Source organism: Corynebacterium ammoniagenes DSM 20306 (genome assembly GCF_001941425.1).
Classification (GTDB): domain Bacteria; phylum Actinomycetota; class Actinomycetes; order Mycobacteriales; family Mycobacteriaceae; genus Corynebacterium; species Corynebacterium ammoniagenes.
Window position 1 is genome coordinate 83,731 of record NZ_CP009244.1, and the last position, 24,855, is coordinate 108,585.

At 62.1% G+C, this 24,855-nt stretch carries 21 protein-coding genes and 4 pseudogenes; 16 read left to right on the forward strand and 9 right to left on the reverse strand.

What is annotated here, in order from left to right; genetic code table 11:
- Positions 1–6: 6 nt before the first annotated feature.
- The 5 genes from CAMM_RS13250 to CAMM_RS00455 form a co-directional block, all read right to left on the reverse strand.
- The gene (locus tag CAMM_RS13250; protein WP_003847978.1) at positions 7–600 is read right to left on the reverse strand and encodes an SURF1 family protein; all 594 of its coding nucleotides are present in this window, start codon (positions 598–600) and stop codon (positions 7–9) included.
- Positions 578–1,048, reverse strand: a complete 471-nt coding sequence (locus CAMM_RS13255; RefSeq protein WP_003847980.1) for an SURF1 family protein — start codon at positions 1,046–1,048, stop codon at positions 578–580. Before CAMM_RS13255 ends, CAMM_RS13250 begins: the two co-directional genes overlap by 23 nt.
- Positions 1,049–1,112: 64 nt before the next feature.
- Entirely contained in the window at positions 1,113–3,086 is a 1,974-nt protein-coding gene (locus CAMM_RS00445; protein ID WP_171974883.1) for a heavy metal translocating P-type ATPase, read from the reverse strand.
- A complete protein-coding gene (gene cmtR / locus CAMM_RS00450; RefSeq protein WP_003847982.1) occupies positions 3,083–3,448 on the reverse strand; it encodes a Cd(II)/Pb(II)-sensing metalloregulatory transcriptional regulator CmtR in 366 nt (121 codons plus the stop codon). Before cmtR ends, CAMM_RS00445 begins: the two co-directional genes overlap by 4 nt.
- A gap of 176 nt (positions 3,449–3,624) precedes the next feature.
- Positions 3,625–4,209 carry a copper resistance CopC family protein gene (locus CAMM_RS00455; protein WP_040355751.1) on the reverse strand — a complete coding sequence of 195 codons (585 nt, stop codon included), beginning with the start codon at positions 4,207–4,209 and terminating at the stop codon, positions 3,625–3,627.
- 258 nt (positions 4,210–4,467) lie between these two features.
- Here CAMM_RS00455 and CAMM_RS00460 point away from each other — a divergent pair, with 258 nt between their 5' ends.
- The 13 genes and pseudogenes from CAMM_RS00460 to CAMM_RS13025 form a co-directional block, all read left to right on the forward strand.
- Entirely contained in the window at positions 4,468–6,510 is a 2,043-nt protein-coding gene (locus tag CAMM_RS00460) for a bifunctional copper resistance protein CopD/cytochrome c oxidase assembly protein (RefSeq protein WP_003847987.1), read from the forward strand.
- A gap of 426 nt (positions 6,511–6,936) precedes the next feature.
- Positions 6,937–7,728: a M23 family metallopeptidase gene (locus CAMM_RS00465; protein WP_003847988.1), complete on the forward strand. Its 792-nt coding sequence runs from the start codon at positions 6,937–6,939 to the stop codon at positions 7,726–7,728.
- Between the two features lie 143 nt (positions 7,729–7,871).
- Positions 7,872–8,201, forward strand: a complete 330-nt coding sequence (locus CAMM_RS00470) for an ArsR/SmtB family transcription factor (protein WP_040355754.1) — start codon at positions 7,872–7,874, stop codon at positions 8,199–8,201.
- A 104-nt stretch (positions 8,202–8,305) separates the two neighbouring features.
- Positions 8,306–9,013 carry a DsbA family protein gene (locus CAMM_RS00475; protein WP_040355756.1) on the forward strand — a complete coding sequence of 236 codons (708 nt, stop codon included), beginning with the start codon at positions 8,306–8,308 and terminating at the stop codon, positions 9,011–9,013.
- 9 nt (positions 9,014–9,022) lie between these two features.
- Positions 9,023–9,673, forward strand: a complete 651-nt coding sequence (locus CAMM_RS00480; protein ID WP_066791996.1) for a vitamin K epoxide reductase family protein — start codon at positions 9,023–9,025, stop codon at positions 9,671–9,673.
- Between the two features lie 298 nt (positions 9,674–9,971).
- Entirely contained in the window at positions 9,972–11,597 is a 1,626-nt protein-coding gene (locus CAMM_RS00485; RefSeq protein WP_040355493.1) for a cytochrome ubiquinol oxidase subunit I, read from the forward strand.
- 2 nt (positions 11,598–11,599) lie between these two features.
- Complete coding sequence (gene cydB / locus CAMM_RS00490) at positions 11,600–12,601, forward strand: cytochrome d ubiquinol oxidase subunit II (RefSeq protein ID WP_003847484.1); 1,002 nt, start codon at positions 11,600–11,602, stop codon at positions 12,599–12,601.
- Between the two features lie 5 nt (positions 12,602–12,606).
- Entirely contained in the window at positions 12,607–14,229 is a 1,623-nt protein-coding gene (locus tag CAMM_RS00495; protein WP_040355498.1) for an ABC transporter ATP-binding protein/permease, read from the forward strand.
- A gap of 26 nt (positions 14,230–14,255) precedes the next feature.
- Positions 14,256–15,920: a thiol reductant ABC exporter subunit CydC gene (cydC, locus tag CAMM_RS00500; protein ID WP_083635504.1), complete on the forward strand. Its 1,665-nt coding sequence runs from the start codon at positions 14,256–14,258 to the stop codon at positions 15,918–15,920.
- Positions 15,921–16,567: 647 nt separating this feature from the next.
- Positions 16,568–16,749 (forward strand): annotated as a pseudogene (locus tag CAMM_RS12975) (MBL fold metallo-hydrolase); the annotation flags it as partial.
- Positions 16,738–17,409: pseudogene (locus CAMM_RS00505) on the forward strand (HAD-IC family P-type ATPase); the annotation flags it as partial. The pseudogenes CAMM_RS12975 and CAMM_RS00505, both read left to right, overlap by 12 nt.
- Before the next feature lie 33 nt (positions 17,410–17,442).
- A complete protein-coding gene (locus CAMM_RS00510) occupies positions 17,443–18,096 on the forward strand; it encodes a vitamin K epoxide reductase family protein (RefSeq protein WP_066791994.1) in 654 nt (217 codons plus the stop codon).
- A gap of 244 nt (positions 18,097–18,340) precedes the next feature.
- A pseudogene (locus CAMM_RS13025) lies at positions 18,341–18,493 on the forward strand (VIT1/CCC1 transporter family protein); the annotation flags it as partial.
- Between the two features lie 71 nt (positions 18,494–18,564).
- On the opposite strand, the pseudogene CAMM_RS13030 reads toward CAMM_RS13025, so the two are convergent.
- Positions 18,565–18,699 (reverse strand): annotated as a pseudogene (locus CAMM_RS13030) (DUF2188 domain-containing protein); the annotation flags it as partial.
- A 446-nt stretch (positions 18,700–19,145) separates the two neighbouring features.
- Here CAMM_RS13030 and CAMM_RS00520 point away from each other — a divergent pair.
- Positions 19,146–19,430 (forward strand): recombinase family protein, encoded by a 285-nt coding sequence (locus CAMM_RS00520; protein ID WP_003849021.1) that lies wholly within the window; start codon positions 19,146–19,148, stop codon positions 19,428–19,430.
- Positions 19,431–19,709: 279 nt separating this feature from the next.
- Here the strand turns inward: CAMM_RS00520 and CAMM_RS00525 are convergent, their stop codons facing one another.
- A complete protein-coding gene (locus tag CAMM_RS00525; RefSeq protein ID WP_075761504.1) occupies positions 19,710–20,081 on the reverse strand; it encodes a hypothetical protein in 372 nt (123 codons plus the stop codon).
- Positions 20,082–20,354: 273 nt separating this feature from the next.
- On the opposite strand from CAMM_RS00525, the gene CAMM_RS00535 reads away from it, so the two are divergent.
- Complete coding sequence (locus tag CAMM_RS00535) at positions 20,355–21,305, forward strand: aldo/keto reductase (protein ID WP_003847108.1); 951 nt, start codon at positions 20,355–20,357, stop codon at positions 21,303–21,305.
- 9 nt (positions 21,306–21,314) lie between these two features.
- On the opposite strand, the gene CAMM_RS00540 is transcribed toward CAMM_RS00535, so the two are convergent.
- Both CAMM_RS00540 and CAMM_RS00545 read right to left on the reverse strand, forming a co-directional pair.
- Positions 21,315–21,929 carry a YdhK family protein gene (locus CAMM_RS00540; RefSeq protein WP_003847112.1) on the reverse strand — a complete coding sequence of 205 codons (615 nt, stop codon included), beginning with the start codon at positions 21,927–21,929 and terminating at the stop codon, positions 21,315–21,317.
- Between the two features lie 57 nt (positions 21,930–21,986).
- A complete protein-coding gene (locus tag CAMM_RS00545) occupies positions 21,987–24,083 on the reverse strand; it encodes a heavy metal translocating P-type ATPase (RefSeq protein WP_040355339.1) in 2,097 nt (698 codons plus the stop codon).
- 156 nt (positions 24,084–24,239) lie between these two features.
- Between CAMM_RS00545 and CAMM_RS00550 the strand changes: the two genes are divergently transcribed.
- The gene (locus CAMM_RS00550) at positions 24,240–24,854 is read left to right on the forward strand and encodes a CueP family metal-binding protein (RefSeq protein ID WP_003847115.1); all 615 of its coding nucleotides are present in this window, start codon (positions 24,240–24,242) and stop codon (positions 24,852–24,854) included.
- The last annotated feature ends 1 nt before the right edge of the window (position 24,855 follow it).

Here is a 24,855-nt window from a genome sequence, read left to right on the forward strand (position 1 = left end):
CCACGGTTAGAACCGTTCGCGCTGGCGACGAGCGAATTTTCGGGAGTGATCCGGTCGACTGTCACCGTAGCGGTCGTGCAACATGCGTGAACGGTCACCGGAGGATGCGGACGTGGTGGTTCCGGTAGGGGCGGGGCCAGGGGTGTCGTTCTCCGGATGAGTGGTGCGGAGGGTGCCCATCGTGCCGGAATCCGTGTCACCGTCCTGTTGGTCCGTGGTCTGCTCGGCGGATGCGGCGTCGACGGAAAGCTCGGCCTCCTCGCGGCGCACGCGGCGGTGTTCCTTTAACTCCGCCCAGATGAAGTAGCCCAGGCCGAGCGGGGCCATGATGCCAAAGGCGATCCACTGGAAGGCGTAGGACAGGTGTGAGCCGCGGTCGAGCATGGGCACCGGGATGGCGTTGATCTCCCCGGCCTGTCCCTCGGCCAGCTGCACATAGTCCTGTGCGAGATCTGTGCCGGTTACCTCGGCGATCTGCTCGGTGTTGATGCCGTAGACCTGGCGGTAGCCCTGGTCCTCGATCGGCGGGGACATCGGTGTCTGCTCGGCAAATCGGGCGTGGCCGAGAATGGACTGCTCACCGGTCGGCGGGGTGTCCATCGGGGGGGACACCGCCCTCGAACGGCGGTTGAAAACCACGGTTGACCAGGATCACCTCACCGGAGTTCAGCTGGAAGGGGGTCAGGGCGTGGAAGGCGGAGGAGGAGTCGACCGGACGGTTGCGCATCAAGACCTCATCCTCGGGCAGATAGTGGCCCTCAAGGATGACCCGCGCCCATTCCTCCTCAGGCTCAATGCTGCCCTGGGCGTCGAAGACCTCCTCGGCGGGGACGGGCTCGACCTCGAAGGCGGCCTCGATCTGATCGTTGCGCTCGACGATGGCACCGTCCCTGCTCAGCTGCCATGGGGCCAGAAAGGTAAAGGAGAAATAGGAGAAGGCGATGATGGCGAGGACACCGAACACCCAGCCGGGCCGGAGGAATGTCCACCAGCCCTTCTTCTGCGCGGCCCGCTCGTACCTGCGTTCATGTGTGCTGCTCACGGCCATGACTTCTACTTCCCCGTCCGGTGAGAAAATGCATTCTTTTCCAGTGTGCTGATGGGTGAAAACACTAGTAGACCCGGGTCTTTCCGTGCGCATCCTCATCCGTTGGAACCGTGGCCGTCGCCACCGGGTTGAGGTCAGGATGCTTGGTGCGGGCGGCCCGTAGGCCGTTGGTGATGACGATGACCTCGGCCACCTCGTGGACCAGGACCACCGCCGCCAGTCCCAGCACGCCGGTGATCGCCAGCGGGAGCAAAACGATGATGATCGCCAGGGACAGGACGATGTTCTGGTTGATGATGGCCCGTCCCCGGCGGGCATGGTGCAAGGCGCGGGGGATCAGGCGCAGGTCATCGCCGGTAAACGCCACGTCCGCGGACTCGATCGCGGCATCCGAACCCTTAGCACCCATGGCGATGCCGATGTCTGCCGAGGCCAGGGCGGGGGCGTCGTTGATGCCGTCGCCGATCATCGCCACCGGACCCCGCTCATGCAGGTCAGCCACGGCCCGGGCCTTGTCCTCCGGGCGCAGCTCGGCTCGAACGTCCGCGATGCCGGCCTCATGAGCCAGGGCGGTGGCGGTACGCGTGTTATCACCGGTGAGCATGGTGATCCCAAAACCCTCGGCCGCAAGCGACGCGATGACCTGAGGTGTTTCCGGGCGGAGTTCATCGCGCACCCCGACTGCACCCACGGGCTGGTCGTCGCGGTGGACGATGACCACGGTCATGCCCTTGTTCTCCAGGTCCTCGATCTGGGTGGCCAGGGGGCCAGGGAAAAGCCAGCGGGGGCTGCCCACCGCAATGCGCACCCCGTCGACCACCCCGGTCATCCCTTGGCCGGCGGCCTCGTCGACCTGCTGGGCGGCCGGGGCCTGCGGTGTGGCGGCGGTGATCGCCGATGCCAGAGGGTGGGTGGAGTGGGCCTCCAGTGCTGCCGCCCAGCCCAGGACATCGGCCTGGCTGGCGTTCTCGGTGGTGAGCACCTGGGCGACGGTGGGCTGGTTACGGGTCAAGGTACCGGTCTTATCGAGTGCCAGATGCCGGATGCCACCGAGGCGCTCAAAGGCGGCGCCGGACTTGATGACCACGCCGAACTTACTGGCCGCCCCGATGGCGGAGACCACCGTGACCGGCACCGAGATCGCCAACGCACACGGCGACGCGGCGACCAGGACAACCAAGGCACGTTCGATCCACACACCTGGATCCCCGAACAGGGACCCGATCACGGCGACCAGGACGGCGAGGATGAGGACACCGGGCACCAAGGGGCGGGCCAACCGGTCGGCGATACGCGCGCGTTGGCCCTTATCGTTTTGGGCCTGCTCCACCAGCTCGACGACGGTGGTCAGGGAGTTATCCGTGCCGGCGGCGGTGGCCTCAACCTCCAGTGCCCCGGTGGTGTTGATCGACCCGGCCAGCACCGCATCGCCGGGCCCGACCTCGACGGGGATAGATTCGCCGGTGATCGCCGAAGTGTCCAGGCTGCTGCGCCCAGACTGGACCACCCCGTCGGTGGCCAGGCGTTCCCCCGCGGCCAAGCGCAACACGTCACCCGGGATGAGGTCTTCGACCTGTACGGTGCGGGTCGCCCCATGGGCGGCGATGATCGTCGCGGCCGAGGGGATCAGGGCCAGCAGGGCACGCAGGCCCGAGCGGGCCTTGTCCATCGCCTTATCCTCCAGCGCCTCGGCGATGGAGTAGAGGAAGGCCAGGGCGGCGGCCTCCTCGATGAAGCCCAACAGGACGGCACCGATGGCGCTGATCGTCATCAACAGCCCGATGCCCAGCTTGCCCCGGGTGACCAGTCCCGTGAGGGCTCCGGGGACGAACTGGGAGGCACCCAGCAGCAGGGAGGCCCAGAACAATACGGTGGCCACCAGCCCGGCCCCGGGGATAAACCACTCGAGGATCAGGCCGATGAGCAGGAACATTCCGGAAGCCACCGGGAGGAGGATGGCGCGGTCACGCCACCACGGGGTGTGCTCATCTTCTTCGGTCATCGGTGCGGACGGTTCACAACCACAGGCAGACGTCATGACTGCTGGCCTCCGTCCGTATCGCAGCAACCGGCGACCGGGCACTGCGGGTCCAGGCAGGCGGCGTCCTCATCGACGGCGAGGGTGGTCTCCACCAGGGCGTTAAGGGCACGCGCCAGGTGGGCATCAGCAATGTCATAGCGGGTGCGCCGCCCCTCTGGCTCGGCGACCACGATCCCGCAGTCCCGCAGGCACGTCAGGTGATTGGAGACGTTTGAGCGCGTCAACCCTAGTTCCCGGGCCAGCTGCGCCGGATACCCGGGCGCCTCCAGCAGGGATAACAGGATCCGGGACCGGGTGGGATCGGCCATGGCACGTCCCAGCCGGTTCATCACATCAAGACGAGAAGCAATAGTCAGCATGCACTGACCATACAGTGGGGACTGATTAGTCTGCAATTGTCCCTCGGGTGGTCGCCCCTGGATGTCCGACGAACGTCAGGTGGGAGGTGGGGTCCTGAAACCGCGTCAGCCTGGAGGGAGATTGACCCGCGGCATGGCACACCGGCGCTCAGGATGTAGCGGGAGTCTTCTGCTTCCTAACGCCTGTCACGGCTCCGGACAACCAGCACGATGGCCCCGGCGATGACGCCGAAGAGGGCCAACCCCGCGAGGGTCAGGACTATCGGATTACTGACTACGGAGGTGGCCCCCTCGGCGGTGTTCTCGGCGGCTGTGGTCTCCTCCACAGGCTTGGCGTCGGTGCCCGTGGTGGTGGCGGTCGTTTGGGCGTCACCGACGACGGTGAAGGTGGTCGCGCTGCGGGTGGCGTGGCCGTCGGAGGAGAGGATCTGGAAGCCGATGGTGTAGTCACCTGGCCCGCCGCTGACATCCGCAGGTAGATCAAGGGTCACCAGTAGGCCGTCGATGGTCGGCTCACCACTGAACAGGAGATCACCGGAGTTCTGGTCGGTGATGGCTACGGTGCTGAAACCTTCCTGGGGAAGCCCGGAGAACTCCAGCTCGATGCTGCGCGGAAATTCTTCGACCACGTCACCGTCCGCGGGATTGCCGCCGATCACGGAGTCATGCGCGAGGGCAACCGGGGTGGCTACGACGGTCAGGGCCCCGACCGCCACAACAGTAGCCAGCACACGACGAGGGAGCGTGGGGGAGATGATCACGAAAGTCCTCCTGGGTTGGGCCGGTTCTTCAACCGGATGTGAGCGACTAAGACACCTGCCTGCGGGAGGTACCAAGACACTAGTCGGAACAGGCGGGAGGAAAGTTCCCGGCCACGGCGCCTTCACCGGGTGTTGTTCTTCCCAGGTCGGTGCCCCCTGCAGGGGGTGAACCGGGGGAAGATACCGGTCCCTGGGCAATTTACAAGAACACCCGCAGGCCCTATTAGGGTGAACCTCACGCCCGCTTCCGAGCACACCATGAGAGTGGAGGCGGCATGGACGGCGAAATGGACACAGATGACCCACCCGGTAAATAACACCCCCACTGCCACGGATACGACCGCAGGGACGACCCCCGCCATCGGGCGCCGGCCTCAGGAGCGGGTACGCCCCACGTGGCCGTTGTACCTGCTCTTTTTCGCCGTCGCAGGTGCCGTCGGCGGGACGGTTGCCTACAGCTTCCTCGGCGAATCCCTCGCGGCCCTGGGGATCCCCAACCCGGGCATCGCGACCACCTTCGGGTTGCCGTTTTTCCGTGCGGTCGGTTGGATGCTCGCTGCCCTGTCGGCCGGTTCTTTCTTGTTCGCTGCTTTCCTCATCTCCCCACGGTTGCCCGGCGGTGATCACGACCGCCTGCACCAGGCCTCGTTGAGTGTGGACGGGCACCTGGCCTCGCGTACCGGTGCGGTCGCGGCCATCTGCTTCGGACTGATCGCGTTGTTGATGATCCCGCTGGTGCTCTCAGATGTCTCCGGCACCCCCCTGGCCCAGACACTCGGCCTGGAGACCCTGACGGTGGCCGTCGAGCAGGTGGCCATGGCCCGGGTGTGGCTGATCGTCGCGCTTATTGCCCTGGTCACCGGTGGTACGGGCCTGATGAGCCGGGCGTGGATCACCCAACCACTGTTGCTCCTCGGGTCAATCCTCATGATCATCCCCCTGGGCCTGACAGGGCACTCCTCCTCGGGCGGCAACCACGACCACGGCACCAACTCCTACCTGTGGCACCTGGTCTTCTTAGTCCTGTGGGTCGGCGGACTCATGGCCCTGCTCGCCCACGGGCGTCGCCTGGGACCTGACCTGGATATTGCGCTGCGCCGCTACTCGACAATCGCCCTGGTCTCCATCATCGTCATGGCCGTGTCCGGGTTAGTCAACGCCGCCATCCGCATCGAGCTGACGGATCTGTTGACCACCCGGTACGGGTTAATCATCGTGGCCAAGACCATCGGCGTGATCATCCTCGGTGTCTTCGGGTGGATCCACCGGGCGTGGGTCATTCCGCAGGTGCAGGCCAACCCCGCTGATCGCCGCCTGTTCCGCCAGGTCGCCATCGTCGAGGTGCTTGTCATGGCGGCGGTCACCGGTATCGCCATCACCATGGGGCGCACCCCGCCGCCCTCACCGCGCATCCCGAACCTCTCGCAGATGGCCACCAAGCTCGGCTACGAGCTGTCCGAGAAGCCCACCATCCTCAACGTGTGGGGCATGTGGCGCTTTGACCTGCTGTTTGGTGCCCTCGCCCTGCTTCTGGCCGTCGGCTATCTCTCCGCTGTGTGGCGCACCCGCCAGACAGGTCACACCTGGTCAAGCACCCCCACCGCCTGGTGGTTGGCCGGATGTGTGACCCTGCTGGTGACGATGAGTTCCGGGATCGGGCTGAATATGCCCGCGGTCTTCTCGGTGCACATGGTCGGTCACATCATCTTGTCGCTGGTCATCCCCATCTTCCTGGTGATGGGTGCCCCGCTGACCCTGCTGATGACCGCCTTCGCCCCGGGGGCCCCGGGTAGGCCGAATATCCACGACTGGGTGCGCGCCTTCACCCGCAGCCGGTTGGTGGGGGTGATCACCCATCCGGTGGTCAACACCCTGCAGTTCCTGGTGTTCTTCTACGTCATGTACCTGTTCATCCCGCTCTATGAGCTGCTGATCTCCAAGTACGCGGGGCAGCTGATCATGAACACCGTGCTCCTGGTCTCCGGGTGCTTCTACGTCTGGGGGATGCTCGGCCCCGACCTGATCCCGCGCCGTCGCCCGGCCGCCGTCCGCCTGGGGTGGCTGGTCGCCTCCCTGCCCGTCCACCTGCTTGTCGGGGTCTATCTCCTGCGCCTGGACACGATCCTGGGCGAGGAGTTCTACCGCTCCCTGCTTTTGCCCTGGGAGCTCGATCTGCTCGCTGACCAACGCGCCGCCGTCCTGGCCTGGGCCACAGGTGTGGTTCCGCTGGCCTTTGTCACCTTTGCGCTCCTCCGGCAGGTGCGGGGGAGCGGCGAAAACGCCCGGGTTTCCGGGGAGTAGGCCACCACCGACCCCGGCGAGGGATCGCTGGCCTGCCAGCGATACCCGGGGCACTGGTACACCCTCACCGTCCACGCCGACCCGGTACTTCTGGTGGGAGGTCGCCGGGAGTGGCCAGGAAGTCGGCGATAGCCGGAGTTCTGACAGGGCCACCCCGGTCGTGCCCGATTTCTCTTGAGGTCACCTACTGGCAGGGAACAGCCCTCCGGCACGTTGGGGCCACCTCCCCGCCCCCTGACAACCCTGGGGGAGTCGCCTGTGAGAAGGGTGGAAGAGTCGCCGACCCCGCCTGGCGGCTGGATCTTTGGGGGAAGGGGAGGTTAGTGTTACGTCCGTAAATAACGGAACGGTCACAATCTAGTCTCCACCGTGCATAGCGGTGGGCTTGAGTGGGACGGACCAACGGACAACGACGGAAGAAGATTCATGCGACTGAAGGCTCAGCGACCAGCCGGAGGAAAACACCGCAAGATCCCCACCCCGCAAACCAAGAGCCGCGTAGCCCTGGTGGCCGTGGCCACGGGCGCGGTCTCGTCTGCGGGTCTCAGTGGTGCCGCCGCCGCCACGCTGCAGACCCAGGCTGAGGCCCCGATCTCCCCGCAGGACATTGTCGGTGGCGTGCAGTTGGCCACCAATAACACCGCGCTGCCCCCGGACACGACGGAGACGGCCCCGCAGATCCTGACGATCTCGGAGTATAAGCCGGTAACCAATATCAACGAGCAGTTGGACAAGGCGGTTGAGTACGCCGCCGAGCGCACCGAGGCCGCCCGCGCTGAGGCTGCACGTCTGGAAGCAGAACGGATTGAGGCAGAACGCCTGGCCAACGCCTCATCCGTGGTCAAACCCACTGAAGGCACCTTCACCTCCGGTTTCGGTATGCGCTGGGGCAGCCTCCACGCAGGACTAGACATCGCCAACGTCGTGGGCACCCCAATTCTTGCGGCCATGGGCGGCACCGTCATCGACTCCGGCCCGGCTTCCGGTTTCGGCCAGTGGATCCGCATCCAGCACGATGACGGCTCCATTGCCGTCTACGGCCACATGGAAACCCTCGATGTCAGCGTGGGTGAGCAGGTCACCGCCGGCCAGAAGATCGCCGGCATGGGTAACCAAGGTTTCTCCACCGGTTCCCACCTGCATTTTGAGCTCTACCCGACCGGCAGCGGCGCCGTCGACCCCGCCCCCTGGTTCGCCCAGCACGGCATCACCTTCTAACCTTCCCCCACCCGGGAGAAAACCCGGTCCTGACCCTCAGGCCAGCATCTGTGGTCCGGGTGTCAACATGCTCCAGGTCATCTCGCACTCCTCCGCCGAGGGCACCGAGGAGTAGTACAGGGGATTGTGTACTGTCTACGATTATGAGCACGGTGACCGTCACTCACACCTCGGCGTTGTCCCGGGTGGGCCATGCCCTGTCTGATGACACCCGGACCGGGATCCTGTTGGCCTTGCGCCACGGGCCCGCCCGACCCTCGGACCTGGCCCGGCAGTTGGATGTCTCCAAACAGGTGATGTCGAATCAGTTGGCCTGTCTGCGCGGATGCGGGCGGGTGGCCTCCACCCCGGAGGGGCGCAGCGTCTGGTATTCTCTGGCTGATCCCCAGCTGGGTCACGCCCTTGGCGAGTTACTGGAGTTGGTGGTCACCATCGATCCGGCCTGTTGTTCGCCGGACGGATGCACCTGCTGATGACCGCCTCGGTCCTGGAGGACTTCGTCGCCACCGTGCCGGGTCCCCCGGGGCCCACGGCCTCGACACCCCTTAATTTCCACCAGAGATAGAACGGAACCCTCGTGAGCACCCCCACCACCCGCACCACCTCCACCCGGCCCTCCGGGAATTGGAGAAAAGCCCGGATCATTGTCTGGGCGTTATTGGCAATCGTCGTCATCGCCGGGATCGTCGCCTTTTTCCTCGGCCGATCCGACTCCGCTTCTGCGCCCGCCCCGGAAACCGTGACCAGTGATGCGGGGCAGGTGGTCCGGGACAACAGTCGGGTGCTGTCCCAGGCGCCGAACGAGAAGGCCGTGCTGGTGGAGTTCCTCGACTTCGAGTGCGAGGCCTGCCGGGCGGCTTACCCCTTCGTGGAGGAACTTCGTGCGGAGTACTCCGACACCGTCACCTTCGTCAACCGTTACTTCCCGCTGCCGGGTCACCGCAACTCCATGCCCGCTGCCGTGGCTGTGGAGGCTGCCGCCCAGCAGGACCAGTACGAAGCGATGTACCACCGGATGTTTGAGACCCAGTCTGAGTGGGGTGAGTCCGCCGAGGACAAAAGCGCGGTCTTCCGCGGCTTCGCCGAGGACCTGGGTCTGGACATGGCCGCCTTTGACGCCGCTGTGGCCGATCCGGCCACCGAGGAACGGGTCCGACTCGATGTGGCTGACGGCACGGCCCTGGGTGTGCGCGGCACCCCGACCTTCTTCCTCGACGGTCAGCTCCTGACCCCGGACTCCCTGGAGCAGTTCCGGGCCGAGGTCGACGCGGCTGCCGCCGACTAACCCGAATCCATGACGCACTCACCCACCGCCGACGACAATGAGGTTCTTGTGACCGAGACGAACACTGACCCCTCTTTGCCGGCCGTCGCCCGGAACCGTCCTTTCGCCCTCATCCTGTTGATCACCGGTGTGATCGGATGGGTGGCCTCGGGCATCCTGGTGCTCGAACGCCTGGCCCTCTACGAGGACGCCGAGCATGTCACCACCTGTGACATCAACGCGTTGGTTTCCTGTGGAAAGGTGATGGGCACCTGGCAGTCCGAACTCTTCGGCTTCCCCAACCCGTTGATCGGCATCGTCGCCTTCGCCGTGGTCATCACCACCGCGATGGCCATGCTGTCGGGGGCACGCTTCGCCGACTGGTACTGGGGAGGTTTGCAGGCGGGTGTGACCGTGGGCCTGCTGTTCATCATCTGGCTGTGGTACCAGGCGCTGTTCGTCATCCATATTTTGTGCCTGTACTGCATGGTGGTGTGGGCGATGATGGTCCCGCTGTTTATCCTGCTCACAGTACGCAACCTCGCCCACGGCCTCTTCCCCGCCTCGCCTGCTGTGGTGCGGTTTGCCTCCCAGTGGGCAGGCACCCTGATCGCCGTGGTCTACGTCGCCGTGGCCGCCTCGGTGTTTGTCAGCTTCTACTCCGATTTCACCAGCCTCTGACCTTGGCGAGCGGCCACTTCCCAGCGCCGGTGATTCCGGGGCCATGTGTGACGCAGGCCCAGACCTGGGGTGACCTGCATCAACTCGAATGGGCTTCGGGTGGAGACCTTCGTCACGTTCTCGGAACTTTCCGTTCAGCCGGACCGACAACTTGGGTATACCTGAATTTAGATCGGGTGTCGGCAGGAATCGCGAGCCGGGAGTGTGTGAGGCCAGTTCGCCACGCCTGCCGGAAAAGAAGCTGTCGCGGTGGCGATGAGTTACTGTGCCGGTTTTTCAACTGCGAAAGGCATACGCTGTGGATCTTGTCGATGTCTCACGCTGGCAATTTGGCATCACGACTGTCTATCACTTCATTTTCGTCCCCCTGACCATCGGACTCGCTCCGCTGGTGGCAATCATGCAGACGGCCTGGCATCGCACCGGTAAAGATATGTGGTACCGCGCCACCCGGTTTTTCGGCACGCTGTTCCTGGTCAACTTCGCCATGGGCGTGGTCACCGGCCTTGTCCAGGAGTTCCAGTTCGGCATGAACTGGAGTGAGTACTCTCGCTTTGTCGGCGATGTTTTTGGTGGTCCGCTCGCCCTGGAGGGGCTGGCAGCTTTCTTCTTTGAGTCCATCTTCTTGGGCATTTGGATCTTTGGTTGGGGAAGAGTCCCCCGCTGGATACACCTGGCGTCCATCTGGATCGTCGCAGCCGCGACTAATGTCTCGGCCTACTTCATCATCGTGGCGAACTCCTTTATGCAGCACCCGGTGGGGGCGGCGATGAACTACGAGAACGGTCGCGCGGAACTGATCAACGTCTGGGAACTGCTGAGCAATCCGGTGGCCCTGGTGGCCTTCCCGCACGCGGTGGCCGGTTCCGTGCTTGTGGCCGGCACCTTCGTCGCCGGCATTAGTGCGTGGTGGATGGTGCGCGATCGTCGTCACGCCGCAAAGACGGGCGAAAACGCCGAGGATGCCGGGCAGTTGTGGCGGCCCCTGCTGCGCATGGGACTGTGGGTCACATTATTGGGGATCGTCTCCGTTTCCATCACCGGTGATCTGCAGGCCAAGGTGATGTTCGAGGTCCAGCCGATGAAGATGGCCTCCGCGGAGGCCCTTTGCTATACGGAGGAGGACCCGTGGTTTTCCATCTTGGCTATCAGCACGTTCAACGACTGCAACTCCGTCTCCGAGATTTTCAGTGTGCCCTGGGTTCTGTCATTCCTGGCCGGCGGCCAATTCAGCGGTGTAACGCTGCAGGGTGTCACGGACCTGCAGGCCCAGGCCGAGCAGCTCTACGGTCCGGGCAACTACTCTCCGAACCTGTTCGTGACCTACTGGTCCTTCCGTCTGATGATCGGCTTCATGGCCGCCTCCATCCTGGTGGTTATCGTCGGTTTCTGGTTGACCCGTAAGAAACGCACCACCGACAGGCGGTGGTTCGCCTGGCTGGGTCTCATCGCGATTCCGTTCCCCTTCCTGTCTAACTCCGCCGGCTGGATCTTCACCGAGATGGGGCGCCAGCCCTGGGTGGTGTACCCGAATCCTGACTTCGGTCCGGAGAATAGCCCGAACGGGGAGAACGACATCCACCTGATCGTGGACTTCGGGGTGTCCAACCACTCGGTGGCCACCGTCTGGATTTCCCTGATCGCCTTCACCCTGATCTACGGCATCCTCGCCGTGGTCTGGTTCTGGCTCATGCGCCGCTTCGTGGTTGCCGGGGCACTGGCATCTGGCGCTTCCGAGAACATCGTCGAGGACACCTACGGGCCGGACGCCGAGGAGCTAGAACCGCTGAGCTTCAACGCCGACAGCTCCGACGACTTCCCCAGCGCCGAAGAGTCCGAACCCGCCGACCGGGGTTCCGCAGCTGTCACCACGAAACCACGCCGACAGCGTGATGAGCGCACCGTTGATGAGAAGGGGAATTGATCATGGATCTGCAGACCTTGTGGTTCATCGTGATCGCTTTCCTGTTCGTCGGTTATTTCGTCCTGGAGGGTTTCGACTTCGGTGTCGGTATGCTTCTGCCCTTCCTGGGCGGTGACGGTGAGGAGCGTGCGCGGCGTCGCGACGCGGTGGCCACTAGCATCGGACCGGTGTGGAACGGCAACGAGGTGTGGCTTATCGTGGCGGTGGGTGGCATGTTCGCAGCCTTCCCTGAGTGGTACGCCACGATGTTTTCCGGTTTCTATCTCCCGTTGCTGCTCATTTTGCTCTCCCTAATCCTGCGGGGCGTCGCCCTGGAGTGGCGCGTCAAAGTCGACACCCAGGCCTGGCGGGACCGCTGCGATATCGGGTTGGCTATCGGCAGTTGGGTGCCAGCGATTTTTTGGGGTGTAGCCTTCGCCAATATCGTCCAGGGCGTGGCGATCGACGCCAACCGGCAGATCGATTCCAGTCTGACCGCGATGTTTGGCCTGTTCAATCCCTACGGTCTGCTGGGAGCGGGGACCTTCGTTCTGGTGTTCATGGTGCACGGCGCGACCTTTTTGGGGCTCAAGGTGCACGAACCGTTGCGCAGCCGGGCCCATCGCCTAGCCCAACGGCTGACTATCCCGACAGCCGTGGTGGCCGTCGGGTTCGCGGTATGGACTCAGCTGGCACATGGTGATCCCGTCATCTGGATCGCGGTGGGTGTGCTCGCACTGTGCGTGCTCATCGGTTCGGTGGCCATCATGCGGGGCCACGACGGCCTCGCGTTCGCGGCCACTGCCGTGGCTGTGGCCACCCTGGTGGTGCAGATTTTCGTCACCTTGTTCCCGAACGTGATGCCTACCTCCCTGCCGGGCGGGGTGTCTCTGGACATCTATAACGCCTCTAGTTCGGACTACACGCTGGTCTTTTTGTCCTGGGGTGTGCTGATCCTGGTGCCGTTCATCCTGGCCGCTCAGGGCTGGACCTTCTGGTCCTTCGCCAAGCGGATCACGGTGTGAGCCGCGTGCAGGGACCCATTGACCCCAGACTCCTTGCTCTGGTTCCGCCGGTGTGGGGCCTGATCCTGCGTACCGGCGTTCTGCAGGCGCTCACCACCGTGTTAGTGCTCGCCCGCGGGGTGCTCATCGGCTGGATCGCAGCCCGCGTCATCTTGGACCGCGGCGCCGACTGGGACGTGCTGACCTGGCCAGTGGTGGCACTTTTCGTGGTCATTGCTGTCCACGGCGTCGTGTCCGGTCATGCGCAACGCGCCTCCTCGGAGAGCGTCGGACGGGTCGTGGATACGCTGCGGGCCAAGGCTCTGACCGCGTTGCGACGCCGCGATCCCCGCCGCGTGCAGGAGGAATCGGCCCACTGGCGTGAGGTACTCACCGACGGTATCGAGGACTTCCGGCCCTACTTGAGCGAATTTCTGCCCTCGCTGGTCGCCGTCGTGCTGGCTACTCCGGCCGCTTTGGTGGTGGTGCTGGTGGCGGACCCGGTCTCCGGAATCTTGGCGCTGGTGACGGTGCCGCTGATCCCGGCCTTCATGGTGTTGATCGGCAAGCTGACCGCCGCGCATACCCGACGCCGCCTGGAGGTGACCGCTGCTTTGGGCGGGCAGCTGGCGGATCTACTCTCCGGCTCGCTAACGCTGCGGGCGCTGGGAGCCATCCGTCATCCGAGTAGGCAGCTGCGGTCCACGGGGCGTCGCCATGAAAAGGCCACCATGTCGGTGCTGCGCCTGGCATTCCTCTCTTCCTTCGCCCTGGAGTTCCTGGCCACCCTCGCGGTGGCGCTAGTTGCTGTGAGCATCGGGCTGCGCCTGGTGGACGGGAACATGGAGTTGACCGCCGGGCTGATCGCGCTGATCGTGGTCCCGGAGGTGTACAACCCGATCCGGCAGGTGGGTACGAACTTCCACGCCGCAGCCGATGGGCTGGCCGCCGTCGAGGAGATCTTGGAGCTGCTGGATGAGGATGCCAAAGCAACCGACACATCCGGGGCCGGAGCGGACCACCGCGGCCGGACCTATCTGACCCACCGCGAATCACCTGGAGACGCCCAACTGACGGTCACCGGCCTCAGCGTGAGAGGCCGCGACGGCATGAAGCCGGAGAACTTGAGCTTCACCGCCGAACCTGGGACGATCACCGTGTTGTACGGCGACAACGGTTCCGGAAAATCCACTGTGTTCCTCGCCGTCCTGGGCGCGCTGCCGGATGATCTGGTCACCGGACGGGTCGTCGCTGCGCCGTTGGTGCGCACGGCCTATCTGCCGGCCCGGCCGGTACTGGTGCAGGGCAGCGTAGAGGACAACCTCGTGCTGCTGGGTGCGGAGCGTGGGCCGGCCACCGAAACCGCTCGGAACCTGGGCTTCGACGTGTCGCTGGAACGCCGCCTCGGACCGGCGGGGGAAGGCATCTCGGCGGGCCAGGGCCAACGCCTGGCCCTGGCGCGCACCCTGGCGGGCGGCACCGGCCCCACGCTGTATCTGCTGGATGAACCTAGCGCGCACTTGAGTCCGGAGCTGGTGGAGGCCCTCTCCGCTGAGCTGCGGCGGCGTGCAACGGCCGGACACACGGTGGTGGTGGCCAGTCATGACGTCCGGCTGGCCGCGATCGCGGATGAGGTGGTGTACCTGTGAAGTCCGAATTTCGCGCCCTGAGCGCCATGCTGCGCCTGGCCGGCGTGCGCTACCGCGAGGTCGTCGCGGGTATCGCTGCCGGTTCCATCACGCTGATCTCTGCGTTGACCCTGACGATCGTTTCCGGTTGGTTAATCACCAAGGCTTGGCAGATACCACCGGTGCTGGACCTCTCGGTCGCGGTCACCGCGGTGCGCGGCCTGGGCATCTCCCGGGCAGTATTCCGCTACGTGGACCGGCTGCTCAGCCACCGCATCGCGCTGCGGGCCCTGACCACATTGCGGTCACGGGTCTTCGACGCGCTGGCTTTTGACCACACCGGCACCGGCCGAGGACACCTCTTCACCCGCGGTGACGGGCTGGTGCGCCTGGTCGCCGACACCGAACGCATCACTGACGTCATCGTCCGTTCTGTCGTCCCCGGTGGGGTGGCATTGGTGCTCACCGTGTTCGCGGTGGCCGGCGCTACCTGGCTGCACCCGGCAGCGGGCCTGGTCCTGACTCTCGGCTTCATGGTCACCGGCCTTATCACCCCGTGGCTGGCGGTGCGGGCGGCCAGACGTTCACGCCGAGTGTTCGCCGAGGACAACCTCGACGTGGCCCTGGATGAACTGCTGGACCACCGCGTCGAGTTCGCCGCCGCCGGCCTGGGGGCGAAACGCGAGGAGTGGGCCCTCACGGCGTCGCGACGCAGCAGCGACGCCACCGTCGCCGCCGAGAAACCGCTGGCCACCTCACAGGTCTTGATCACCTGGTCCACCGGTCTGGCGGCGGCGCTGACCGTGGTCGTTGGCGCGCTGACCTACACCGGGGACCCCACCTGGCTGGGCATGATGGTGCTGCTGCCGCTGGCCGCCTTCGAGTCTCACGCCCAGCTCTCAGAAGCTGCGATCCACGCCGACGAGGCCTCCCGCAGCGCCCACCGACTCACCGACCTGGTCAAAGAATCCGACACCACTTCGGCGACGGACGGCGGGGAGGCGACGGCGTGGGAGCTCGATGGCTGTCACCTTAAAGCCACCGACCTACGTTGCCGCTTCGGCGATACCACCTGGCAGGTGGATCTGCCACCCGGTGAGCGCATGGTCATTCGCGGCCCCAGCGGTTGCGGCAAGACCACACTGCTGCAGACCCTGGGTGGCCTGGTGCCACCACGCAGCGGTTCTGTCACGCTGGGAGGGCAACGTGTGCCGGAGATCGACCCGGCCGCGTTGCGGAAGACCGTCCGCGTGCACGCGGAGGACGAATGGCTCTTCTCCACCACTATCCGACAGAACCTCCTCGTGGCCAACCCGGCCGCCAGTGACGGGGAACTATGGGAGGTCCTGCATGCGGTGGGGTTAGATGACTGGCTGCGGGAGACTGTGGGACCGGTCACCGACCCGCTGGACCTGCTGCTTGCCGACGGCGCGGGTTCCCTGTCGAGCGGGCAGCGCCGCCGTCTGCTGCTGGCCAGGGCGCTATGTTCCACCGCGCCGGTGCTGCTGTTAGATGAGCCGACCGAACACATTGACGCGGCAGATGCCGACGACCTGCTGGACACCCTCCTGGCCAAGCCGCTACCCGGACCGCGGACCCGACGCAGCGTCATCGTGGTCACCCACCGGTCGGATAAGCAGGACGGCGGGAACACTGAAGTCGGAGAAGTAGACATCCGCCGCTACGCCGACCCGGTGACGGAGCACCCCTAAGTGCTTATCTGCTTGTCGACGCCTCCTGAGCCCGGAGGCAAGTCGGGGTGAGCCGGTCACCGCAGGGTGATGCCGATGTGCTCGACACCCACCAAACCGGCATCGAGCTGCCCCTCACAAGGCAAGAGAACACCGCAATATAAGTACCCAGGTCCCCTGACCGTGTGGTCGGGGACCTGGGTGCTGCCCTCTTCGGTTTCTGCCCTAGTGCGAGTTGATCCTCGTTGACGGTGAGCATCTGCCTCACCATCCGGTAGGCGTGCTCGTCCCACCCTTGGCGTACAGCATCGCGGACGAGTCGGGAGCGTTCCCACCGGTGACCGCAGCCAATGACAGGGGTATTGTCGCGGCGGCGGCCGATCTCCCCGGCAGATGCTCTCGGCCTGGGTCGCCGACCGCAAGTGGTCCCTCATCGACGGGGACGGTCGATGATCGATCGTTCCGGGGGGGGGCTGGGGCATTTACCCTGATGAGTTGACCTACGTTTCACTCCATTTCCCCTGATCATATACCCCCTAGGGTACTTCTTGTTCAATACCCCTGGGGGTATTATGGTGGTGTCGTAGGACCGGGGAAGACGTCCCCGGCTGTCCCCGATTTCCTGCGAAGGAGAAACCATGCTCATCGAACGCATCTAGGACGAGGACCTGGCCCAGGCGAGCTACTTCATCGGCTGCCAGGCCAAGAACACGGCCGTGGTGGTCGATCCCCGCCGAGACATCGAGGTCTACCGGGCGATGGCCGAAAAAACGACATGACGATCGTCGCGGTGACCGAGACCCACATCCACGCCGACTACCTGTCGGGTACCCGTGAGCTGGCCGAGGCAATTATCAACGGCGCGGAAAACAAGGGCCTGACCGTGGAGATGGTCGACCACGCCACCCCGATCACCGGCAAGGGCATCCGCGCCCAGGTCGACGGTCAGACTGTCGCCGTCGGCTCCGCAGACCTGCTTGATGTCACCCCGGACAACACCCGCATCCTCGAGCTCAACGACCAGGGCAAGACCGCCATGTACGTCGGCGTCGACGGACGCGCCATCGGCATCGTCGCCGTCGCCGACACCATCCGCGATGACGCGTACGCCGCAGTCCAGGCCCTGCACGAGAAGGGCGCCAGAGTCATCATGGCCACCGGTGACGCCGAGCGGGTGGCCCGCAACGTCGCCGCCGAACTCGGGGTCGACGAGGTTCACGCCGAGCTGATGCCTGAGGACAAGCTCACCATCGTGCGTGAGCTGCAGGAAAAGGGCCACACCGTGGCCATGGTCGGTGACGGCGTCAACGACACCCCCGCACTCGCCCAGGCCGACATCGGCGTGGCCATGGGAGCCGCCGGCTCCCCGGCTGCCATCGAAACTGCCGACATCGCCCTGATGGCCGATAAGCTGCCTCGCCTGCCCTACGCCCTGGGTCTGGCTCAGCGCACGGTACGCACCATGCGTGTCAACATCGCCATCGCCCTGGCCACGGTGGCCATCCTCCTGGTCGACGCGGCTGCCGCCGACTAACCCGAACCCATGACGCACTCACCCACCGCCGAAGACGAAACTGAGGTTCTCGTGACCGAGACGAACACTGACCCCTCTTTGCCGGCCGTCGCCCGGAACCGTCCTTTCGCCCTCATCCTGTTGATCACCGGTGTGATCGGATGGGTGGCCTCGGGCATCCTGGTGCTCGAACGCCTGGCCCTCTACGAGGACGCCGAACATGTCACCACCTGCGACATCAACGCGTTGGTTTCCTGTGGAAAGGTGATGGGCACCTGGCAGTCCGAACTGCTCGGCTTCCCCAACCCCCTGATCGGCATCGTCGCTTTCGCCGTGGTCATCACCACGGCGATGGCCATGCTATCCGGGGCCCGCTTCGCCGACTGGTACTGGGGGGCTCTGCAGGCAGGGGTGACCGTGGGCCTGCTGTTCATCGTCTGGTTGTGGTACCAGGCCCTGTTCGTCATCCATATTCTCTGCCTGTACTGCATGGTGGTGTGGGCCATGATGGTTCCGCTGTTCATCCTGCTTACCGTGCGCAACCTCGCTCATGGACTCTTCCCCGCTTCCCCTGCTGTGGTGCGGTTTTCCTCCCAATGGGCGGGCACCCTGATCGCCGTGATCTACGTCGCCGTCGCAGCCTCGGTGTTTTTCAGTTTCTACTCGGATTTCATCACTCTTTGATCCTGGTGATCGGCCGGTGCTGTTGTCGCGACCACCCCGGGAGGAAGGGGGTCGTAACCAGCAGACGGAGACAAAATATCTGCCTCTGAGCTGTGGTCAGGTGTGATGCCCTCGGGGAGAAGGTTTCCGATAGTGACCACGGTGGTAGCAGTTTTCGGGATACCAGACGGTGGGTTGAGGCTTAGGATGATCCTCAGAACGGACCTACCCGCGACGATGATCACCGGCAGAGAGAACCTACTGGATGTCTGCTCCCATTCGACACCGTGACGAACCCCATGGAACAGGCCATCATGCCCGGTTGAACTGGCTGCGTGCCGGTGTTCTCGGCGCCAATGACGGCATAGTCTCCATTGCGGCCTTATTGCTCGGTGTTATCGCCACAGGCATGGGGGAGGGGTCATTGCCATAGGAATTGGACTCACGGAATTTGCCGTCACGTCCCTGGATTCGATGCTCCAACCCCTCCCTCATTGCAGTGCTCCGAGCGTCTGCGATGGCTTCTGCCTGTGTGTCATATCGCTTCGAGACCCGCTCTGCGCCATCTCGGCGATTAGCCCACCCATCTCCTGAGCGCACTGTGTTGATATTCCTCTTTGCCATATTTCCTCCACACGTCACTGATCGCACTCATATTCGAGCATTGACCTGATTATAGAGGAAAGAGGATCTTAGTTTCCTTGTATAGTTCCCTCCCTGAGGTTCTGAATTGGGACCGAGTGTTCAATCAGGCAGCTCGGCCCTGACCCCGCCACGCTTTCGGCGAGCGTCTACAGAGTAGCGGGCCCAGGCACCCCGTTTCTCAGACGCTGTAATACGCCCACCTATAGAGGCGGTTACCGATACTGGTCCCACCGGCAAACGCGAGGCCCTGTATCTGCACTATGGAAAATGACCGAGAAATCCGACATATCTCCCACTGCCTTGCTGATGATTCTGTTCAACTTCCATCCCTACATGGCAGTCATGTGCCACATGGGTACACCTTAGGTGAACACATTTCAAATGACAGGAATGTCACCAAAGTCAATGTTCACTAGGGTTGGGTTATGGATAATGAAACAGAACCGTCACTGCCTCTAGAGATTCCTGAACAGGCTGAGGTTATTGCCGGGCAGAAAGTCGGCTACGCGAGGGTTAGCTCTAAAGACCAAAACTTAGAGCGGCAAACTGCAGCACTGAAGAAAGAAAAGTGCTTTCGTATATTCGACGATACCGTCAGCGGTTCATCTACTGATCGCCCTGGGCTTGATGGTGCTTTAAATGGTGCTGTTGCAAACTCGCGTTTTCGTCGAAAACGGCGGATCCGGTACCAGCGTTGCGCTGCACACTAACAAATAGTTAGTTATCTGGAATTCCTGTTTGCAACAGCACCTGACGGGGACCGTTTCCCAGGCGGGTGGATGAAAACTCCAGCCGGCCGCGCCGTCTGAGACGACGTCCAGCGAGGAGAACTCCTCTATCTCACCCCACCCGGTGGTGCCGGTGTCGTCGCGGCCGTAGTAGACCTGCGCTTTAGTGATGTGCTTGTACGAGCGGTGAATCTTCAGCAGCGCCTTAAGGTTTCCTTTTCTTGAAGTGAAAAATGTTGATGGCTTCGAGTAGGCAAACGCCTACACCGGCGCCGCGGGCGCAGGTTCTATCTCCGCTACCTCGCCCGTGATGTGCGCGGAGTTCATGGTGTTGCGGCGGATTAAAATCTCACCCCAGATAAGGCCAATGAGCCCGGATCCCAAGATGATGGCCGGCATGATCCAAATCATGAAGAAGTCTTCGGTGTCCATCATGAGGTTGAAGTTGATGAGAATCAGCGCGGTTACCGCCGCCATACCAATGCCGGCGAGCAGCGGCGCGATGGTTTTCACGAACACGCTGTATTCGCGGTGGTAACGGTTCGCCCACACCATTACAGCGAAGCTGGTGATAGCCAGCAGGAAGGTCAGGCCAAAGGCCGCGGCGTTGGTAAACCAGGTAAATAAGGTCACCAATGGAAACAGGAATTCTTGTTCCGAACCGCTGCAGACGATGGCGAAGATAGGTTGCTGCGTCCTCTCCCTGACGTTGACAGCACGGCAGAGCTATTGGTGGTTTTCCTGCAGGGCTCACAAATTACAGCAGTAATGGATCCAGAAGGTTTTAGTACTGAGCGGATCCTCAACCAACTTGAGGCTTATTTAACGCTTCTGCGTCGCTAAACGGATAGACTCGCGCAGTACTCAATCCGTGCGAGCTGAACGCTAATCCAAGAGGAAATTAATATGCGAAGTATTGAATTAGGAACAAGTGGGCAAGAAGTGCCCAATATTATCGCGGGCATGATGCGCATTGGTGATAAGACGGATGTGCAGATTCGCGATCTGTATGCCGCCGCGCGAGAGGCTGGCGTTAATTACTTCGACCACGCGGATCTTTATGGTTTCAATGTTCCCGAGGGCGGGTATCACTTGTGCGAGCGGAGGTTCGCAGAGGCGTTGAAGCTATCTTCAGCGGAGCGCGAAGATATTATTGTGCAGTCGAAAACGGGAATCATCGACAAACCATGGGGCTATGACCAGTCCTATGAGCACATTGTTGCTTCAGCTGAGCGATCGTTGAAAGCCCTGAATATGGACTATTTAGATGTGCTGTTGCTGCACCGCCCGGATGCACTGGTGGAACCAGAAGAAGTAGCACGCGCATTTGATGAACTTGAGGCAGCTGGGAAGGTACGTGCCTTTGGTGTATCGAACCACACTCCACGTCAGATTGATCTGCTCAAGACTGCCGTGGAGCAGCCGATTCTGATCAACCAGGTGCAGCTGTCAATTACACATTCTGCTTTGGTTGCGCAGGGCATGACGTCGAATATGACTACTACTGGGGACGCCATCACCCGCGATGGAGGCGGATTAGTGGACTACGCGCGGATTAATGACATCACGCTGCAGGCCTGGTCACCTCTGCAAAAAGGGAGTGAGCCGGGAATCTTCCTGGGCTCGCCAGACTATCCGGAACTCAATGCTGAGATTGAGCGTCTCGCTGAGAAATATGGCGTGGAACCCATCGCCGTTGCGTGCGCCTGGATCACGCGTCATCCTGCGAACATGCAGGTTGTGCTGGGCACGACGACGCCTTCTCGCATCGTCGATGCCGCAGCGGGTTCAGATATTTCGCTATCCCGCGCTGAGTGGTACAGCCTTATTCAGGCAGCTGGTCACAAGCTGCCTTAGGCTGATGGGTTACTGAGCGGGTTCGATTTCGCTTTCGGTAACCCACTTGTGGTTTTTCATGGTCATCTCATCATTATCAATGTCGACCATGTACACCGTTTCCTGCGTGGAGTAATCAATCGTGGCCTCGGCGTCCTTCATCCCGGGCATGTGCTCAGCGGTCATCACTGCCTTGGCGCCATCAGCAAGCGGTGCTTCGCCGGGATCCACGAGTTCTTCGTGCACAACCCAACGGTGATCAGTAACTGGAGCATCGCCGTTGGTGGGGGTGTAACTCACGGAGTAGGTCGTGGTATCAAAGGCTCCGGAGATGGTTGCGGTTGCGCCATCCATGCCGGGCATGTGATCCGCGGTCAAGGTGACCTCAGTGCCGACTGGGTAGGTCGGGTTTTCTGCTTCCTCAATTCCGGCTGGGGGAGCGCCGCCGTCTTCAGGATGGTCGTGAGCCATGTCTTTGTGCCCTTCGTCCTCCGTCGCGTTTTCTGAAGTCGCAGCGTTGTCCGAGCTATCGGCACTTTCGGAAGTAGCCGGCGCAGGCTCTGCGGAATCTGAGGCGTCGCTGCAGGCACTCAAGGTAAGACCAGCGGCGAGCGTGAGAGCGATGAGAGAAGTGGAATGTTTCATGTGAAACCTTTCTGAGGTTGAGAAAATTATGGTTTAGAAAGCTTTATCATCAAGCGTTTATGGTTGAAGTTTTTCGCTTGAGGTAGCGGGTGCTACATGCGTTGGTTTTAGATCGATCCTCCTTAAAAGTTGGGCATTGAAGGCCACGATTATGGTCGACAATGACATCAAAATTGCGCCCACCGCTGGCGAGAGAACAAAGCCAATGGGAGCTAGTACACCAGCAGCGAGTGGGACTGCGAGGATGTTGTAGCCCGATGCCCAGACCAAGTTTTGAACCATCTTGGAGTAGCTGGCCTTGGACAACGTGATCATGGACAACACCGCGCGGGGATCATCGCTGGCGAGCACAACGCCAGCGGATTCCATGGCTACATCTGTGCCCGCCCCGATAGCGATGCCAATATCGGCCCGTGCCAGGGCAGGCGCGTCATTGACGCCATCGCCGACCATGGCCACGTCGAATCCGCGTTTCTGCAGTTCAGTGACTTTAGTGTCTTTGTCCTGCGGTAGAACCTCGGCAAAGACTTCGTCGATACCCAATTCTTGGGCCACGCTTTCTGCAACTTGAGAAGCATCGCCGGTAATCAGCGCGACTTTCACACCCGCATCTTGCAGTGCGCGGACGGCATCGCGGGATTCAGGGCGGATGTGATCCTCGACGGCTATGGCCCCAATGACTTCCTTGTTGCGAAGTACGTGCAAGACTCCTGCGCCGCGGGAGGTCCACGTAGAAATCTTGTCGTGCAGTGAGTCAGGGGAGTCAACGCCAAGCTCGCGCAGCATATTGGGGCCTCCAACCATGATGTTTTCTCCATCGACGGTTGCTTGCACGCCACGACCCGCGGCGGTGCGGAAATCCGAGCCAACGCGCGGGCTTTGCGATGCCACTGGGTGCGCGGCTGCAGCAGTGACGATCGCTCGGGCTAGTGGATGCTCACTATTAATTTCAGCTGCAGAAGCTAGGGCCAGAACATCTCCCTCCGGCACTTCCGATGCTGCCGCGACACCGGTGACCGCGTGTGCACCTTCGGTTAAGGTGCCAGTTTTATCAAATAAAACAATATCGATGGAGCGCATGCGTTCAAGGGCAAGCCGGTCCTTGATGAGTAAGCCAGTTTTGGCGGCGCGCTCCGTAGAAATGGCAATGACCAGGGGGATGGCCAGGCCCAGGGCATGGGGGCAGGCTATGACCAGCACGGTGACGGTGCGGACAATGGCGTCATCAGGGCTGCCGATGATTGTCCAGACGATGGCCGTAATAATGCCAGCGGCCAAGGCAAACCAGAAGAGCAAAGCCGCGGCCCTATCGGCCAGGGCTTGCGCACGGGAAGAAGAATTTTGTGCTTCGGCAACCATGCGTTGAATACCAGCCAAGGTGGTATCAGCGCCGATCTTTTCCACTCGGACGCGCACGGTGTTATCCGTAGCCACGGTGCCGGCGATAACTGTTTCGCCACTGTTGCGATATACAGGCTGGGATTCGCCAGTGATCATCGATTCGTCGAATTCGGCGAAACCATCGATGATGGTGCCGTCAGCAGGCACTCGCGCGCCGGGGCGAACTAGCACGATGTCATCAGCAGTAAGTTCTGAGATGGCTACCGAGTGGATAGCATCGCCGTCAACCTTTTCGGCTTTCTCTGGAAGGAGGGCAGCTAAGGCATCGAGGGCAGAAGATGCAGAACCTAGGGCCCGCATTTCCATCCAATGGCCCAACAACATGATGACAACCAGCAGGGCAAGCTCCCACCAGAAGTCGAGTTCAAAACCACCGATGCCCAAAGTGGTAACCCATGAAGCGACAAATGCGACTGTGATCGCCATGGCAATCAGCAGCATCATGCCCGGTTGACGCGAGCGAATCTCTGACACGCCACCTTGGAGGAAAGGGCTGCCGCCGTAGAGGAAAATCACGGTTCCTAGAACCGGGGCGACCCAGGTTGAACCTGAGAATTCCGGCACGGTGTAGCCCAGGAAGGTGGCAAACATGGGGCTGAAGACAATCACCGGGATGGATAGTAGGAGGCTCAGCCAAAAGCGGTCTTTAAACTTTGTAACGCTGTGACCCGCATGTTCATCATGGTTATGTCCTTCATGGCCTTCATGGCCATCATGGCTTGAGGACTTGTGATCGTGGTGTGGGGTACTCATGTCACTTCTTTTCTCAATTTTTAGGATTCTAGGAAACCGAGATATGGCGGAGATAGATATTTAAGCGCTATGAACAACGGTATACCCCGACAGGGTATGTTTCAAGGAAAGCTAGCTCTTTGTCGGGATAGGAGAAATGGTGCTATTAATTAGCCTATGGAAAATATTCAGGATGGAGCTGGATCGCAACCAGCTAGCCCCCAGCGCGCTGCGAGAAAAAGCGCATCAATTTTTAGCGCTATCGTCGGTGCTTCTCTCGCTTTAAGTGCTTGTTCATCCTCGGGCACGGAGCAGGAAGAAGTACTAAACGCGTACGGCCTAGAAGGGATGGATGCTCGCGAGATTATTGACTATCTGGATCAGCAACCGATCGCTGAACGCCCTACTGATTTGATGGCTTCAGTAAGAAGCGAAGAATTGATCCTGAGCAATCAGGCGGGAGAAGTGACACTCGCTATGCCTGAGGACCGGAGTTATGTCTCGGTCGCCCCCTTCGTGTCGCAAACCCATGATTGCTACTATCACAGCCTTACCACCTGCGTGGGAGAGCTGGACAATGAGCCAGTAGAGGTATCAGTTTTTGATGAGGAAACCGGCACAACGCTTGTCGATGGCCCCGCCACGACCTTCGATAATGGCTTTGCCGGGTTTTGGGTTCCGCGCGGAAGCGCCGGTACCATTACGGTGAATTACCAGGGATTAGAGGGCACAACGGAATTTGCCACGGGAACAGAAGACGCAACGTGTATCACCGATTTGCGCCTTAGCTAGG

Excerpts from the sequence above, each read along its gene's own strand:
- CAMM_RS13250 (WP_003847978.1), bottom strand. The coding sequence starts at position 600 with ATGGACACCCCGCCGACCGGTGAGCAGTCCATTCTCGGCCACGCCCGA.
- CAMM_RS13255 (WP_003847980.1), bottom strand. The coding sequence starts at position 1,048 with ATGGCCGTGAGCAGCACACATGAACGCAGGTACGAGCGGGCCGCGCAG.
- CAMM_RS00445 (WP_171974883.1), bottom strand. The coding sequence starts at position 3,086 with ATGACGTCTGCCTGTGGTTGTGAACCGTCCGCACCGATGACCGAAGAA.
- cmtR (WP_003847982.1), bottom strand. The coding sequence starts at position 3,448 with ATGCTGACTATTGCTTCTCGTCTTGATGTGATGAACCGGCTGGGACGT.
- CAMM_RS00460 (WP_003847987.1), top strand. The coding sequence starts at position 4,468 with ATGAGAGTGGAGGCGGCATGGACGGCGAAATGGACACAGATGACCCAC.
- CAMM_RS00465 (WP_003847988.1), top strand. The coding sequence starts at position 6,937 with ATGCGACTGAAGGCTCAGCGACCAGCCGGAGGAAAACACCGCAAGATC.
- CAMM_RS00470 (WP_040355754.1), top strand. The coding sequence starts at position 7,872 with ATGAGCACGGTGACCGTCACTCACACCTCGGCGTTGTCCCGGGTGGGC.
- CAMM_RS00480 (WP_066791996.1), top strand. The coding sequence starts at position 9,023 with ATGACGCACTCACCCACCGCCGACGACAATGAGGTTCTTGTGACCGAG.
- cydB (WP_003847484.1), top strand. The coding sequence starts at position 11,600 with ATGGATCTGCAGACCTTGTGGTTCATCGTGATCGCTTTCCTGTTCGTC.
- cydC (WP_083635504.1), top strand. The coding sequence starts at position 14,256 with ATGCTGCGCCTGGCCGGCGTGCGCTACCGCGAGGTCGTCGCGGGTATC.
- CAMM_RS00510 (WP_066791994.1), top strand. The coding sequence starts at position 17,443 with ATGACGCACTCACCCACCGCCGAAGACGAAACTGAGGTTCTCGTGACC.
- CAMM_RS00520 (WP_003849021.1), top strand. The coding sequence starts at position 19,146 with ATGGATAATGAAACAGAACCGTCACTGCCTCTAGAGATTCCTGAACAG.
- CAMM_RS00535 (WP_003847108.1), top strand. The coding sequence starts at position 20,355 with ATGCGAAGTATTGAATTAGGAACAAGTGGGCAAGAAGTGCCCAATATT.
- CAMM_RS00540 (WP_003847112.1), bottom strand. The coding sequence starts at position 21,929 with ATGAAACATTCCACTTCTCTCATCGCTCTCACGCTCGCCGCTGGTCTT.
- CAMM_RS00545 (WP_040355339.1), bottom strand. The coding sequence starts at position 24,083 with ATGAGTACCCCACACCACGATCACAAGTCCTCAAGCCATGATGGCCAT.
- CAMM_RS00550 (WP_003847115.1), top strand. The coding sequence starts at position 24,240 with ATGGAAAATATTCAGGATGGAGCTGGATCGCAACCAGCTAGCCCCCAG.